Annotated in this window: 11 protein-coding genes and 1 pseudogene; 8 read left to right on the top strand and 4 right to left on the bottom strand. The window is 46.7% G+C overall.

What is annotated here, in order from left to right:
- The first annotated feature begins 623 nt into the window (after positions 1–623).
- From JOY44_RS28585 to JOY44_RS28560, 6 genes are all read left to right on the top strand, one after another.
- Positions 624–1,697, top strand: coding sequence for an IS630 family transposase (locus tag JOY44_RS28585; protein WP_171576816.1), 1,074 nt, complete (start codon positions 624–626; stop codon positions 1,695–1,697).
- Between the two features lie 363 nt (positions 1,698–2,060).
- Complete coding sequence (locus JOY44_RS28580) at positions 2,061–6,113, top strand: zinc-ribbon domain-containing protein (protein ID WP_171576815.1); 4,053 nt, start codon at positions 2,061–2,063, stop codon at positions 6,111–6,113.
- A 289-nt stretch (positions 6,114–6,402) separates the two neighbouring features.
- Positions 6,403–6,744 (top strand): YciI family protein, encoded by a 342-nt coding sequence (locus JOY44_RS28575; protein ID WP_171576813.1) that lies wholly within the window; start codon positions 6,403–6,405, stop codon positions 6,742–6,744.
- Between the two features lie 11 nt (positions 6,745–6,755).
- Positions 6,756–7,373, top strand: coding sequence for a glutathione S-transferase family protein (locus JOY44_RS28570; RefSeq protein ID WP_171576812.1), 618 nt, complete (start codon positions 6,756–6,758; stop codon positions 7,371–7,373).
- Between the two features lie 6 nt (positions 7,374–7,379).
- Positions 7,380–8,612, top strand: coding sequence for an RNA polymerase sigma factor (locus tag JOY44_RS28565; RefSeq protein ID WP_171576811.1), 1,233 nt, complete (start codon positions 7,380–7,382; stop codon positions 8,610–8,612).
- 131 nt (positions 8,613–8,743) lie between these two features.
- Positions 8,744–9,433 carry a hypothetical protein gene (locus tag JOY44_RS28560; RefSeq protein WP_203032212.1) on the top strand — a complete coding sequence of 230 codons (690 nt, stop codon included), beginning with the start codon at positions 8,744–8,746 and terminating at the stop codon, positions 9,431–9,433.
- Positions 9,434–9,584: 151 nt separating this feature from the next.
- Here the strand turns inward: JOY44_RS28560 and JOY44_RS28555 are convergent.
- The 3 genes and pseudogenes from JOY44_RS28555 to JOY44_RS28545 form a co-directional block, all read right to left on the bottom strand.
- Positions 9,585–9,836: pseudogene (locus tag JOY44_RS28555) on the bottom strand (TetR-like C-terminal domain-containing protein); the annotation flags it as partial.
- A 284-nt stretch (positions 9,837–10,120) separates the two neighbouring features.
- Positions 10,121–10,663, bottom strand: coding sequence for an IS630 family transposase (locus JOY44_RS28550; RefSeq protein ID WP_203032211.1), 543 nt, complete (start codon positions 10,661–10,663; stop codon positions 10,121–10,123).
- Between the two features lie 43 nt (positions 10,664–10,706).
- Positions 10,707–11,072 (bottom strand): helix-turn-helix domain-containing protein, encoded by a 366-nt coding sequence (locus JOY44_RS28545; RefSeq protein WP_171576807.1) that lies wholly within the window; start codon positions 11,070–11,072, stop codon positions 10,707–10,709.
- 75 nt (positions 11,073–11,147) lie between these two features.
- Between JOY44_RS28545 and JOY44_RS28540 the strand changes: the two genes are divergently transcribed.
- Positions 11,148–11,384 (top strand): hypothetical protein, encoded by a 237-nt coding sequence (locus JOY44_RS28540; RefSeq protein WP_171576806.1) that lies wholly within the window; start codon positions 11,148–11,150, stop codon positions 11,382–11,384.
- A 147-nt stretch (positions 11,385–11,531) separates the two neighbouring features.
- Here JOY44_RS28540 and JOY44_RS28535 read toward each other — a convergent pair whose 3' ends face one another.
- Positions 11,532–12,317 (bottom strand): GDSL-type esterase/lipase family protein, encoded by a 786-nt coding sequence (locus JOY44_RS28535; RefSeq protein WP_171576805.1) that lies wholly within the window; start codon positions 12,315–12,317, stop codon positions 11,532–11,534.
- A gap of 196 nt (positions 12,318–12,513) precedes the next feature.
- Between JOY44_RS28535 and JOY44_RS28530 the strand changes: the two genes are divergently transcribed.
- On the top strand, positions 12,514–13,821 hold the full coding sequence (locus tag JOY44_RS28530) for an IS701 family transposase (RefSeq protein ID WP_171573592.1): 1,308 nt from the start codon (positions 12,514–12,516) through the stop codon (positions 13,819–13,821).
- Positions 13,822–14,185 lie beyond the last annotated feature (364 nt).

Below are 14,185 nucleotides of genomic sequence, written 5' to 3'. Positions count from 1 at the left end.
TTGGGTCAATGTCGCACGATCTCGCAATATCTTGCAGAGCAGTATAATGGTCGGGTGGAATTTTCCTGGCAATGTGGAAATTTTTCATTCGATTAATCAGGTTCACTTGTTACCCGCTGCCCCTTCCACACTTCAGAAAATAGGGATGCAAGAACAAGGTGTTAGTCCAGTTTTAGTCCAAAAGTCTGAACTGATTCTAAAAGCCTTATCTAGCAATTAATAGAGTGGCTAGATTAATTGCGCGTAAGCAATTAGTCTACGAGTTTCCAGTACTTTCAGCCGTTTCGGGCAGTGGATTTAGTCCAATCAGCTTTGCTGATTGTTCAACCTGAGATCGTGGCTTTTCTCTACAATTATTTCGGAATGCGCGATCTCGCTATGGATAAAGCTGCTTTAAGGTTTTCTCTTTAACGCATTTAGTATTGCTTAAATCATCTTGCCAAAACTCACTAGGGGTCCGGCTTAGTCTAACCATACGCCACCCTCACTCCGTAAGAAATCTGAAAATATGCGGAAAGATTCTTGCTAATCAGCTAAAAAGGCATATTATGCGGAAATAATCTGCATAATACGGAATTGAGCAGGGGAGTATCATTTAGAAAAATGAAAAAGGTACTCTGACGATGCCTCGGCGACGCACTCAAATTAGCCCTCATCTAGACTACGCAGATCTAACTCAACGGTATATTCAGTGCCAAGATGCTGGCGAGAAGAACCGTTGGTTGGTGATTCGCTTGCTGAGTCATCCGAAGACTGCAATGAGCATTGAACAAACCGCTGAAATTTGTGGACTCAGTTGTAGTGGAGTGCGGAAAATTGCCCGTCGCTACAACGCCGAAGGCGCAGTCGGACTGATCAATCGGCAGCGCTTAAACCCTGGAGGCAATCGTCTGGCTTTAAGGGATGAACAGCAACAGCAATTGCAGCAGCGCTTACAGAGTCCCCCAGATGATGGCGGACTGTGGAGTGGACCGAAAGTTGGGGAGTACATCAAAACCTACTTTGGCATTCGCTTACACCCCTCAACGGCATGGAAGTATCTACGACGGTTGGGGTTGAGCTTGCAGGTGCCGCGTCCGGTGCATCATCAAAGTGCAACCCTTGAACAGCAAGCAGAGTTCAAAGCAGGATTGGCAGGTCATGTGGCGTGGTTGCGATCGTTGTTTCCCCATCGGGAGATTGAAATTTGGGCAGAAGACGAAGCTCGATTAGGCTTGCAACCCATTGTCAGGCGGGTTTGGGCACCCGTAGGAAAACGCCCATCGGCGCAGCATTGCCGCCGCTATCAATGGGTCTACACTTATGGCTTTGTCCATCCCGATAGCGGAGCCAGTTACTTCCTATTATTGCCCCGTGCGAACGTCTCCATGATGCAGATGGCGTTAGAGTTGTTTGCAGCCCACGTCAATCCCCATCGTCAGCAATTGGTCATCCTACTGGTTGACCAAGCCGCGTGGCATATGAGCCAGAAACTTCAGGTACCCGCAGGCATCTTCTTATATCCACTATTGCCCTATACTCCCCAACTACAACCCACTGAATGTGTTTGGTCTTTGCTGCGTGAAGCGGTTGCCAATCAAGTGTTTAACAACCTCGATACCCTAGAGCATGCCTTAGTCAAGCGGTGTCAATGGCTAATGCAGCATCCTTCGGTAGTTCAAGGCAAAGTTGGCTTTAACTGGATTCAAGCAATTTAATCTGCCTAAAAAATACTGCCTTCCGCAATTCCGTATAAGTAGTAATTTGGGGTGTTATACCGAATCATTCTGCCTATCCATCCTCTATGGGATCTTAGGCGGAAAAATTCAGCCTATTAACAGTTAGCCTGCTGATTTATTTGTAGGGTAGTAGCCTCAGCGTTATCTGTTGAAAGCAGTATCAAGCTACTCCAATGCTGTTTTTAGGATAAGCTTCCGAGGAAATTGGCAAGAAATGTGAAATCGGCTGCCTGAATTGCCTGAAAGCTTTAAAGTTTGGTGAATTTTGAGTAGTAGAAGGGCAAACTGATGTGTGAAGCCTAAAACTAGTACATAGGCACCTTTAATTGTTCAGGTTCAGCTATGGATAATGCAGAGAAGATCCAGGAAGGCACAAAAGGATTTGGCAAGAACCAGACGCTGATTCTTAGAGCCCTATATCTATCTCCTCAACCAGTTAAACAGTTTAGTTCTGTTAAAGACACAGTGCTCAATCTTCAAGATAGGGGACTTATTAAACTAGAAGATAATCAAGTTTTTCTTACAAGCTTAGGTCAGGCTGTTTGTGAATCTTGGCAAGAACAAAAGGACGACCAATCGAGTCGTTTACCTGAATTAGATAGTGAAGGAAGAAAAGAGTTACCTAAACTAAGTAAATCAAAACAAGCAAAACTTGAGAAAAGTAATCAGTTTCTGGAACTTTATAAGCAAGGACTTAACAGGCAGCAAATAGGTGATCAATATGGAATTAGTAGAGAGCGAGTTAGACAAATCCTTAATATCAATCCTGCATTTCATGAGTATTTAAAAGAGTGTGAGGAAGCAGAGGCATCGGCTGAAGAAGAAAAAAGAGAAAGTGCCAAGCAAGAACTTTATTCAAGAAGCTTAGCCGCCCTTTATCCAGAGCGAGTTGCAGAATTATGGGATTGCGAGAGAAATGGAGACCTCAAGCCTGAAGATGTTCCTGCCGGAACTACACAGCAAGATATATGGTTCAGGTGTCCTATTGATGGATATTCTTGGAAGAAAAAGCCTTCTGAAATAGTAAGGCAGAGCTGGGATAGAAATGGAACTAGTGGATGTCCAGCATGTGCGGGCAAAAAGAAGAAGGCTGAAAAGCAACCTACTCTTACAGGAGTTTATCCGGAACTTACCAGACTATACTGGGATTACGAAAAAAATAACCAATCTAACTTAGACGCAGCAAAACTGACTCTTGCAAGCAATAGGAAGGTATGGTTCAAATGTCCTCATGATGGCAATGAGTGGGAAGCACGTATCACAACAACAGTGAATCAGCAGTGGTCAAAGGGAAATGCTGGTTGCCGGGTTTGTAATGGTACTGCTGAACGTAAGCAGGGTGAATGGCAACGTAGAGATTCAATAGTAGTTGAGTTTCCTGAAGAAGTCGCTAAGTATTGGTTCTATGAAGCTAATAATGAATTAGGACTCGATCCAACGAAAATGACTATTGGATCGCGCAAAGAGGCATTCTTTAAGTGCCCTACTGATGGTCACCAATGGGTAGCTCCTCTATCCCAAATCAAATCATCCTGGAAGAAAGGTAATAGCGGCTGTCCTGCTTGTAGAGGATTTGTTGCAATAGAAAGCACTTCATTGATTGCTGCTTATCCTGACTATGTGGCTCAGTACTGGGATTATCAAAAGAACAATGAATTAAGCATATATCCCGAAAAGTTCACTAGAGGTTCTCAGCAAGAGGCATGGTTTAAGTGTCCGCATGACGGATACGAGTGGAAAACTAGAATAGGCAGCATCACTAAGGGATCGTGGAACTTAGGCAATAATGGCTGTGCTCGCTGTTTTGGCTGGAATATAGAGGCTATTCGTCAGTTTGTTGCCAGTTTAGAATCTCACATTCCCAATTTGACTCAGGCTGAGTTGTATAAAATCTTTGAACAATCGGGTGTCTTAGATACGAAAAATATCGAAGGACTCAAGCTTGTTAAAGATATTATTCGAGGCAAGCTAAGAGGACAGAAACTTCGAGATGTAATTCAAGGTAAGGAAGCCAAAGTATCTGAGACTGAAGTTAATTCAGTTGATGTTCTTAAAGCTGACACTGAATTACAGATTGTTGATAGTATTCCATCACTGAGCATATCTGAAGCATCTCAAACCTTTGAAACAACCAATGACTCTCAAGAGCAACTTAATGAGCTTAATGAGCTACCAAAAGTCAAGGTACGGAAAAGTCTGGAGTTTTTGAGCAGCAAAATTGTTGCTTCGGCTGATCAAGAAGCAATTGACTTCTTTATTGCTTCTAGACGCAATCGGATCTGGGCAGAAGTTTTTAAGGATGAATCTGCCGTTGAAGCGATTGAAGCTTTTACGGATGAAGGCTACGGTCGTCAAGTAAGAGATCAATTTCTTGACGAATATAACCAAGCGCGAGATATGACCATTCCATCAGGCTGGGCATTCCGAGTTGATGGCAAAGTCACACCTCCAAACTTAATGCAAAAATTGGCTGCGGTTCACTTACGTAGCCAGCAGCGAATGTTAAACCTTTCATTAACAGGAACAGGTAAAACGATTGGTGGTATTCTGAGCAGTCGCATCATTAATGCTCATCTCACAATCATCATCTGTCCATTGGATACAGTGCAAAACTGGCATGGGGAAATCAAACATGTTTTTCCAGATAGCCGAGTTACAATCAAGAACTTTAATCCTCATTGGATAGATATTGAAGAGGGGCATCATTACGTCCTTCTAAATCACGAGATGTTCCAACAACCCTCAACGCCTGCTCACATTAGGCAACTACTAGAGCGATATCAAATTGACTTCATCATTGTGGATGAGATTCATCGCTGCAAGCAACGTGGTGATGATCCATCTAAACGGCGGCGGATGGTTCTTGCTCTGATTACCAACGCAGCAGAGAAGAATCCTAATCTTCATGTGCTTGGCATGAGTGCAACTCCTGTGATTAATAACTTAAAAGAAGGGAAGAGCTTAGTTGAATTGGTGACAGGTAGAGAGCATTCTGATTTAGGTGAAAAGGCTACGCTTAACAACTGCATGCGTCTACATCAGGCGTTTGTAACGCTGGGAATTCGTTCTAAAGTCAAACCTGAAATCGACATCAATAAAGTAAGAATTCCAGTTGATTGCACTCATTTAGTTGATAAAATTCGGGAAGAAGGCACGTCTATCCTAAAAATGGAGCAGATCCTTACCCATGCTAGGATTCCAGCCATTCTCAAGGAGATCCGTCCTAAAACTATTGTTTATACCCACTATGTTGAGGGCATCATCGATCAGCTAAAAGAGGCAATCGAGGCAGAGGGCTGGACTGTTGGTTTTCACATAGGAGGAGACAAAAGTGGTCGTAACACCTTCATTGACGGCTCTGTGGACGTTCTAATTGCCAGTAGTGCTATGGCTACTGGTGTTGATGGCTTTCAACGAGTTTGCGATCGCCTCATCCTCAATATTCCACCTTGGACAAGTGCTGAACTAGAGCAACTAGAAGGACGATTGAATCGACAGGGGCAAGTCCACGATACCCTCACAATCCTAATGCCAGTAACTTATGGTTTGGATGATGGAGAACATTGGAGTTGGGATGAGGGGCGTTTAGCTAGGCTACAAAACAAACAGACAGTTGCCGACGCTGCGGTTGATGGTGTAATGCCTGAAGGTCAACTACGTACTGAATCTCAAGCATTTCGAGATCTGCGGAAGTGGCTAGAACGGTTGAAAATAGGTGAACAGAAATCAATTATTCGTCCTAGAATTTTTGTTCCACTTCCAGATGCTGATCCTATAGATAGCCAACGACGAAATGTTCAATACGGTGACTTCAGCCGTATGAATGCTCGTTGGAATAGCAGTTATAGTCATACTACCTATGAACGTTTACAAGGTAATCCAGAAGAGTGGATGCAATATCATACGCTCTATCAAGAGGCTCGGAAGACCTGGACAGTTATTCCTTACGAGGAGGCTATCAAGTGGCTTCAGAAGCGATCTGATCTAGTTGTGGCTGATTTTGGTTGTGGGGAAGCGCTGATAGCTAAAGCCCTTGTTGGCAGGCATACGGTTCATAGCTTTGATTTCATTGCAATCAATAATTCAGTCATTGAGTGCGATGTGGCTCGTGTGCCTTTAGAAGATAATTGTCTGGATGTTGCCATGTTCAATCTGTCACTTATGGGTTTGAATACCACTGATTACATCCGAGAAGCAGCTCGTACACTTAAACTTGATGGGCAACTCTGGATTTATGAGGTAACATCGCACTTTAAAGATCTCCAAGGGTTTGTTAGAGGACTTAAACTAGCAGGTTTTAAAATAATTGAAAATACTGAAATATGGAAATTCCGGTATATTCGGGCGATCAAATCAGAGGAGGTTGATCTTTCTCAAATGAAAGTGCAACTATAGCTCTTCTAGCAAGCTAACAAACCTGCTGGAGCGGACTTTTGCGAGATCTTGGTCGTGTTGCAAAGGCTACTTGCAGCCGCTCAGCAGGAACGGTTAGCCTGCTCAAGTAATCGATATTGGTCGGATGGGTGATTATTGGTTTGATAGAATTGCCAGCCCACCAGCCTACTTTAAAATTGCTCAAAATAAATACTAATCCCTGTCGAAATGTCAGACTCTTGTTCGTCATAGAGGCAGGAAGCAGAGAAAGCTTCTGTGCTTTCATCAAACCTCAAAAGGACAAGCTCTGATGAAATACGCCATTCTGGTTTACGAGACCGAGCAAGACTTTACTAACCGTGAAACGCACATGCCTGCATATAACGCCTACTCGCAAGCTCTTGCTGAAGCGGGAGTGATGGCAGGTGGCGCAGCACTCCATCCCAGTCATACAGGCACAACTATCCGTCTACAAAACGGACAGCGGAATGTTCAAGATGGTCCCTATGCTGATACCAAAGAGCAACTGGGTGGCTTTTTTATCATTGATGTCCCAGATCTAGATGCTGCTCTAGATTGGGCTGCCCGCTGCCCTGCCGCGAGTAATTGCGCCGTTGAAGTGCGTCCTTTGCTACCCATGAACCAGGAATAGGAGATTATTTGATGAAACTGTACTACTTTCCCCCCTCTCCGAACACTCGTAAAGTTCATGCCGTTGCGATTCATCTAGGGCTACCGCTTGAACTGCGATTGGTGGATTTGCAGAAAGGCGAACAACGCACCCCAGAGTTTGTGCGATTAAATCCAACGGGTCGCACTCCGGTCTTGCAAGATGGCGAGTTTATCCTGTGGGAGTCCACCGCCATTATGCAATATTTGGCAAGTCAGGTGCCCAATACTCTTTGGCCAGAAGTTCCGCAGATTCGAGCGGACATCATGCGCTGGCAAAGTTGGCAACTTGCCCACTGGTATCAGGTATGTCAGCCCTTGCAGTACGAGAACTTCGTCAAGCCTCTCTTGCAACTGGGAGAACCTGATCTGCAAGTCGTGCAACAGGCAATTGAACGCTTTCATACCGAAGCGATCGCCCTGAATCATCATCTGGCAGAGCGTGAATTCTTAGTCAATGCCACGTTGACGTTGGCTGACTTTTCGGTTGCCAGTGACTTAACGTATGCGGTGCCTGGGCGATTCCCCCTGGAAGACTATCCTCATATTCGCACTTGGTATAGTCGGATTGAGCAGTTACCCGCTTGGCAACAGACAGCACCGAGAGGTTAAACACAGATGGATGCACGTCGAGCGGCAGAATTGGCTGCCCGCAACTCCTATGGCAGGTTGGTTGCTTATCTGGCAGCACAAACAAGGGATGTGGCGGCCGCCGAAGATGCCCTCGGCGATGCGTTCCTGACTGCCTTAAAAACTTGGACGGAGACCGGAGTTCCCAAAAATCCTGAAGCGTGGCTGCTGGTAACGGCGAGACACCGACTGATTGACGCATCACGGCGATCGCAAGTTCAGGATAAAATCCTCAACACCTTCAAACTGAACGAACTGGAATCGCAAACAGAACCGTCTTTTGATGGGACGAACATTCCCGATGATCGCCTGAAATTATTCTTCATTTGTGCTCACCCAGCCATTGATGCCACAATTCACACCTCGTTGATGTTGCAAACGGTGTTCGGTCTGAATGCGGCACAGATTGCTTCTGCGTTTCTGGTTGCACCTGCTACCATGAGCCAACGCTTGGTTAGGGCAAAGGCAAAAATTCGGGATGCGGGTATTGCTTTTGAATTGCCAGAAGCAGAGGAATTGCCGACTCGACTAGCTGCTGTGTTAGAAGCGATTTACGCTGCCTATACCAATGCTTGGGAAACTATAGACGGCGGCGATTCTCGGCATCAAGGATTAGCTGAGGAAGCGATCTGGTTAGTCCGTTTGTGCATTCAGTTAATGCCTCAAGCACCGGAAGCACGCGGATTACTTGCCCTAATGCTTTATTGCGAAGCCCGACGCGATGCTCGTCGCACTATAAATGGTGCTTACATCCCCTTATTGCAGCAAGATACGCGGCTTTGGTCACAGCCGATGATCGATGAAGCAGAACGCGAACTCGCTCAAGCGTCTACATTTAAGCAACTAGGACGATTTCAGCTTGAAGCGGCCATTCAATCTATCCACGCCCAACGTGCCGTTACTCAACAGGTTAATTGGGAAGCACTAGCATTATTATATGAAGGATTGATTCAGCTTTCACCCACGCTCGGTGCATTAGTGAGTCATGCGGCGGCGATCGCCAAAGCCAAAGGATTAAACCAGGGGTTAGTGCGGCTTGATGAATTGCCGACCGAAACTGTGAAGAACTACCAACCCTATTGGGCGCTGAAGGCTGATTTACTTAAGCACCTAGGGTGCAAATCTGAAGCCCAGCAAGCTTACTCACGAGCGATCGGCTTAACAGAAGGTCTTGCAATTCGTGAGTTTCTTCTCCATCAGTCTTCTCTATTAGATGAGTAGAATATATAAAGTTCCCGCAGGCTAACGCTCCCAATGCACACCGACCGCCAAGGGGGTATTGGTTGGGAGTTAGAGGTTATCTACGGCGGGTGATTGGGAGCGTTAGCTAGACTCAGAGAGGAGGGCACCTGTTGATGCGGCACAACTATCGCGACGTCATGCACCGCTTCACGCACATCGACGGCGAGATTCGCCACGCCGACTTTCGCTTGTGCTGCGCCGACACTGAGGCCTCAGCACGCATCGTCGTAAGCGTGTATCCATGGTGGGAGCATCCGCAATACATCGCCGCTCGTGCTTCTGGCGCTGCCTGGGGCTTCAATTGTGGAGACGAGGCGGATCGAGACCTGGTTATCGAGGCAGTACGGCCACTCCGCTGTGAACTCACGGGCTATCGCTCTGCCACCAACCTCAAGTTTTTCGGGGAGCATCCGAAGCTCTGGGAGTTCGAGGACAATGCTGAGATTTTCTGCAACTCTGAGGTTGACCGCGCGGCGCTTTTCGATGCCGTTATCAAGCGCCAGCTTCCCGGTGTCACCCCCGCCGTTCTTGAGCAGTATCTAGGTAGCCGTACTCAGCACCGAGCGCCGTACAGCTTAGGGTACTTCCCGCATACCTTGTTCAACGCCGTGAAAGAAGAGCTCGGGCTCATGGCAGCGCGGACCCACATTTCGCGCGAGCCGTCGCGCAGGGAGGTCCCGGTCATGTTGTGCCTCGACGATAGCGTCTTGGTGATTGCCAATGACTTCTTCGTCGAAGTTCCGGAGTTCGAGCATCGGCCTGAGTGGTTCTCTCCCACCCCGAGCGCAGGAGATGGCTAACAAAGCATTGGAGCGGACAGAAGCGTAATATTTATTTAAGCTGAAGGCGATCGTTTGCCGCTCAATTACAGCCGTTGAGCGGCTTTAAGTTATGTGTGTGGACAGCACATCTAGGTTGTCTGCGAGCGTTCAAAGCTAATCACGTCAAAACTCATCTAAGCAGCAAACTCAGGGCACGACGGACATAGGTTGTCCAAAATTCTATAGGCGGGAAGATCAAGGCATAGAGCATGATGCCGCTTATCGTGTCAAAAACCAAGCCTGAATCTAAGTCTGTTGGAGTTTCATTTCTTGTCTTTGCCCGTTCGATAATAACAGCGAAGGATTGTCGCCGGGGGTGCAGATATTTCTCCCAGTAAATTTGAGCGACCCCAGGATTGCTCGATGCACTACCGATAATCATAGGATCAGGAGATGGTTCAGAAAACGCCCTGTTTCTCACTTAGACCGCGATCGTCTTGGGTGGGTCGGGATTAGTGAGCAGCTTCTGACGACCTTGTGGTGCTACATCCTGATCTCACCGTCCCTTCTATTCCTGATAACATTGATTATCCGGAATGGGGGTTGGCAAAAAGCATGACCCACTAGGCGCTAGGGAGAGTTGATTAATTGCGGAGAGGCAATTAGTCACGCTTTTAGGCGTATTTTGAGCGTTTTCAGCCCCATAGGGCAAACTTACAGCGATTTTCAGATAAATAAGCCACAGTGAGCGAACCAACCGAGCGCGTCATCAGCGGAAATACAGTCATTGATAATTTTGCTCAAGGCTTGGTCGAGTGCTTCACAGGTTCGAGCCTTAGCCGAGCGCAAAAGTTGCTTCAGTTTTGACCAACACAATTCAATGGGTGAAAGATCTGGTGAATAAGGGGGCAAAAATACAACTTTTGCCCCCACCGCTTCAATTGCCTCTCGCACCACTACGGCATGATGAACAGGTAAGTTATCCATGACAATAATCGCTCCTATCCACAGTTGAGGAATCAAAATCTCCTGGATGTAGAACAAGAACACCTCAGTATTGACGCTGCCGACAAGGCTCATCGTGGCAATCAAACCATCGATACTCATCCCTCCGATTAACGAGATATTCTTTCCTTGATCGCCAGGAGTTTCACTGTCGTACAAGCGTTCACCGATTGGGGCGCGACCATAGAGCCGAGTCATGCCCAGATGGATGCCAGTCTCATCAATGAAGACCAAGTTACGCGGGTCTATCGTGAAACTCCACATCCGATGAGCAAATCGTAAATCTTTGACTCGTTGCGTGTCTTGTTCAGAGGCAATCAGTGTTTTTTTTGACGCTTAACTTGAGCTTACAGACAGTTCGTTGCATGGTCGATACACTCACCTCCACCCCGGTTGCCCTTGCAAAGCGCTCACACAACTCTTCGAGCAGGGCATCCGGTTGGGCCGTAACCAACGCTTCAACGATGGGCAACTGTTCTTTCCCTAACTTGGCAACTGCTCCTCCCCCGTGGGGCTTGGGTTGCACGGTGCCCGTTTCACGATGGTGTCGTCTCAGATCTCTGATGAAGGATAAACTCACCTTAAAGCGCTCTGCCAGTTGCCGCTGTGACCCTTCTTTGTCATACGCTGCCATAATTCGTTGACGTAAATCGACAGATAAGGCGGCTGGCATAGGCGACAATTTTGATATTGCATTGGTTGCCTCTTAGACTGGCAAATTGTGGCTGACTCAAGCAAGAACCGCTGTATGATGATTTCACCAGTGATTCACCGTTGGCTGGTGGAACTATGGGAGCAAACCAAAGTGACGGCTCGTTTAGTGGTGAGGTACTTCAACTGGATTTGGCAGCATAGTCGATTGAAGACAACGGCGGCTCAACGCCACCATCGTTTAACGCACTACCATCCGTTTGCTACTCCACCACCTAAAATTCCGTTCCATTCCAACGCTAATTTGATTCATATCCCATTCAGCAACGCCTAATTTTGCTTACCCCTTCTCTTCCCGTTCTTACGGATATGAGTGGATTGGTAGCCTGGACATTGCATCAAAATTAACCCTAATTCATCCCTTCATTATGCAACGCCGATAATCGCTAAATGCACTGTGATGATGGGGTGAACTGCACAGCTATTGCTCCTTTGGGGCTTGAGTTGAACTCAGGGGTAAATAAGGCTTCATCGCCTTGAACCAGGCTAGAGCCATTTTCTGCTGCCCCTGAGGATTAGGATGGGCCCAGTCGAAGGTGTCACTTCCAGGGCCAGGTGCCGCTATAAATCCAAGATAATGAGGCACAGTCACGATCGGTGAAGCTGGTGTTGAAAGCCTGCTCGCCATAGACTCGACCAACAAACGAATTTGCCTTGCAGTGTCGCTATCGAAATTTAAATGCCCTACCAAGATCACAACCCTGGGATTCCGCCTGCGCAGGATGCCGATCATGTCTGCCAACGGTTCCACGATTGCGTGGGTAAAAAGTGCCTTTGCCTCGACCGCGTTAGCAGCGCTGTTGGCAGCATCCTGGTCATTAGTCCCAAGATGAATCAGCACGATATCCGGGCGAGCATAGGATTGCAGCCAAGTCGCCAACTGATCCCGCACAGCAGCCGTTTTCCAGCCATAGTGTCCTTCATGATGGCGATCAAACTGTACGCCAGGAGCCACTGCTGGCCACGTAGCCTCTGGCTGTAGCCCCGTAGTCATAGACCCAATGAACACAAAGGGCACACCTGCCTCGACTAATAGGCGCTGTAATGGTAAGCGGTAGGTATACTCTTCACGGTCCGTCCGCCCACCTTGGGTAATCGAATCCCCCAAGGGCAGAATGTGGACAGGTGGTAGCGTCGCTCCAACTTGCCAAACGGCTAGCACCAGCACAGCCAATATTCCCACCAAGAACGCTCTACCGCTTCGCATATATCCCTCTTGAATCACTTTTGGAAAAGCAAATTTAATAAAAAATGCTGAAGCTTCTATACAGCTTGAGTCTTAGCATATGCAGCTTATTTCCGATATTTCAAAACATTTGACAATGAAGCGTATATAACCCTCTTAAATCACTCTGACTAGAGACTATCTATTATAGAGGTACGTTTGTCCAGATTCAATTGCCATGCCAGCATCTAGAGCCGCCCGCCCGACGATACATTTTGTGGATGAATACTGCCAATTGTATGAGGACTTATTCCCAGAAGTGCGCAGCTATGAAGCCTTTAAGCTTCTGCATCTGGGGATGATTAGCGAGATTAAACGCAAATCCTTACCTGCCATTGCCAAAGCAGTAGGCTTAAACAATCAGCAAAACTTACATCACTTCCTTACCGAGTCTCCTTGGCAGGTGCAACAGTTACGCCAGAAGCGATTGGAGTTGACCCTCAAGGTACTCAACGGTCGGTCATTGATATTACTGATTGATGAAACTGGAGATTGTAAGAAGGGAAAAAGCACTGATTACGTCAAACGGCAATACATCGGCAACGTCGGTAAGAAGGAAAATGGCATTGTCGCTGTCACTGCCTACGGCTTAGTCGATGGCATGATTGTGCCATTGAGTTTTGAGGTGTATAAACCCAGAGAACGACTCAAAGAGGGAGAAGAGTATCAAAGTAAACCGCAAATTGCGGCAACCATGATTCGACAATTACAAGCACTAGGATTTGAGTTTGAACTGGTGCTCGCCGATAGCTTGTATGGCGAAAGTAAAGTCAACTTTGTCGATGTGCTAGATGAATTAAACCTACCTTACATCCTGGCGATTCGCAGCAACCATGCTTTGTGGCTACCGCAAGACCAGGAGGTGTACCAGGAGCCTTGGCAGACCTTCAAGCGCACCTTTAGTAATGGCACGACAGAAACCCGTCACATGGCTGAGGTGATTTACGGCAAAAGCCACCGCAAGCAGTACTGGCTGTTGACCACTGACCCTGACACGTTACCGGACAACTCAACGTCCTATGTCATGGTCTGTGCCCCGGCAATCAAACTCAAAGATATTGGTGACAGTTATGGCTTTAGAACCTGGATTGAGTATGGTCTCAAACAAGCCAAAGATGCACTCGGGTGGGCAGACTTTCGTATGACCCGCTATGAGCAGATTGAGAAGTGGTGGGAGTTGGTCATGAGTACGTTTTTGATGGTCAGTTTGTTTGCCGACCCATTCAACGACTCCTGTCCACTGGCCCATCAGCGGTTTTCGCAGCACCCGTGGTGGAATAACCAGAGCGGTTGGAAGAACTTACTCAACAACTTGCGTTTAGTTATTCAACCTTTAGTTTGCTTCAATTGGCTTAAACACTGGTTGACGGTTTTTCCCATTGCTTCCCTTCAGTTAGGGTTTGAGCAACTGACGCAGAAGATGAATCAGTTTATCTGTCCACGGGTGCATCAGCTAAACCTCCAACTTATCTTTTCATCTGCTTAGAGTGATTAATGAGGGATATAGCAATACCAAAGCGCGTCAGGACATTTTCTCCATTTCGAGCCTGAAATAAAACAAACCTAGCTTAAGAATGTGTCCTAAGACAACAGCGTACTGCTATATCCCTCATATGTCACTCTAGTTAAAGTAAAATCCAGGCAAAACGCTGAAAGTCTTTCACCGACTGCTGTCTGGTATATACGCTTCATTGTCAAATGTTTTGAAATATCGGAAATAAGCTGCGTATGCTAAGACTCAAGCCGTATAGAATCTTCAGCATTTTTGATTAAATTTGCTTTTCCGAAAGTGATTCAAGAGGGATATCAGACAGCGGTCGGTGAAAGTCTTTCAGCGTTTTGCCTGGATT

It is taken from the genome of Leptolyngbya sp. Cla-17, from assembly GCF_016807185.1.
GTDB lineage: Bacteria > Cyanobacteriota > Cyanobacteriia > Leptolyngbyales > Leptolyngbyaceae > ULC077BIN1.
This window is presented reverse-complemented; position numbering and strand designations above follow the sequence as displayed.

Bases quoted from the DNA above. Each gene is read 5' to 3' on its own strand.
- JOY44_RS28585 (WP_171576816.1), top strand. From the start codon at position 624: ATGCCTCGGCGACGCACTCAAATTAGCCCTCATCTAGACTACGCAGAT.
- JOY44_RS28580 (WP_171576815.1), top strand. From the start codon at position 2,061: ATGGATAATGCAGAGAAGATCCAGGAAGGCACAAAAGGATTTGGCAAG.
- JOY44_RS28575 (WP_171576813.1), top strand. From the start codon at position 6,403: ATGAAATACGCCATTCTGGTTTACGAGACCGAGCAAGACTTTACTAAC.
- JOY44_RS28570 (WP_171576812.1), top strand. From the start codon at position 6,756: ATGAAACTGTACTACTTTCCCCCCTCTCCGAACACTCGTAAAGTTCAT.
- JOY44_RS28565 (WP_171576811.1), top strand. From the start codon at position 7,380: ATGGATGCACGTCGAGCGGCAGAATTGGCTGCCCGCAACTCCTATGGC.
- JOY44_RS28550 (WP_203032211.1), bottom strand. From the start codon at position 10,663: ATGTGGAGTTTCACGATAGACCCGCGTAACTTGGTCTTCATTGATGAG.
- JOY44_RS28545 (WP_171576807.1), bottom strand. From the start codon at position 11,072: ATGCCAGCCGCCTTATCTGTCGATTTACGTCAACGAATTATGGCAGCG.
- JOY44_RS28540 (WP_171576806.1), top strand. From the start codon at position 11,148: ATGATGATTTCACCAGTGATTCACCGTTGGCTGGTGGAACTATGGGAG.
- JOY44_RS28535 (WP_171576805.1), bottom strand. From the start codon at position 12,317: ATGCGAAGCGGTAGAGCGTTCTTGGTGGGAATATTGGCTGTGCTGGTG.
- JOY44_RS28530 (WP_171573592.1), top strand. From the start codon at position 12,514: ATGCCAGCATCTAGAGCCGCCCGCCCGACGATACATTTTGTGGATGAA.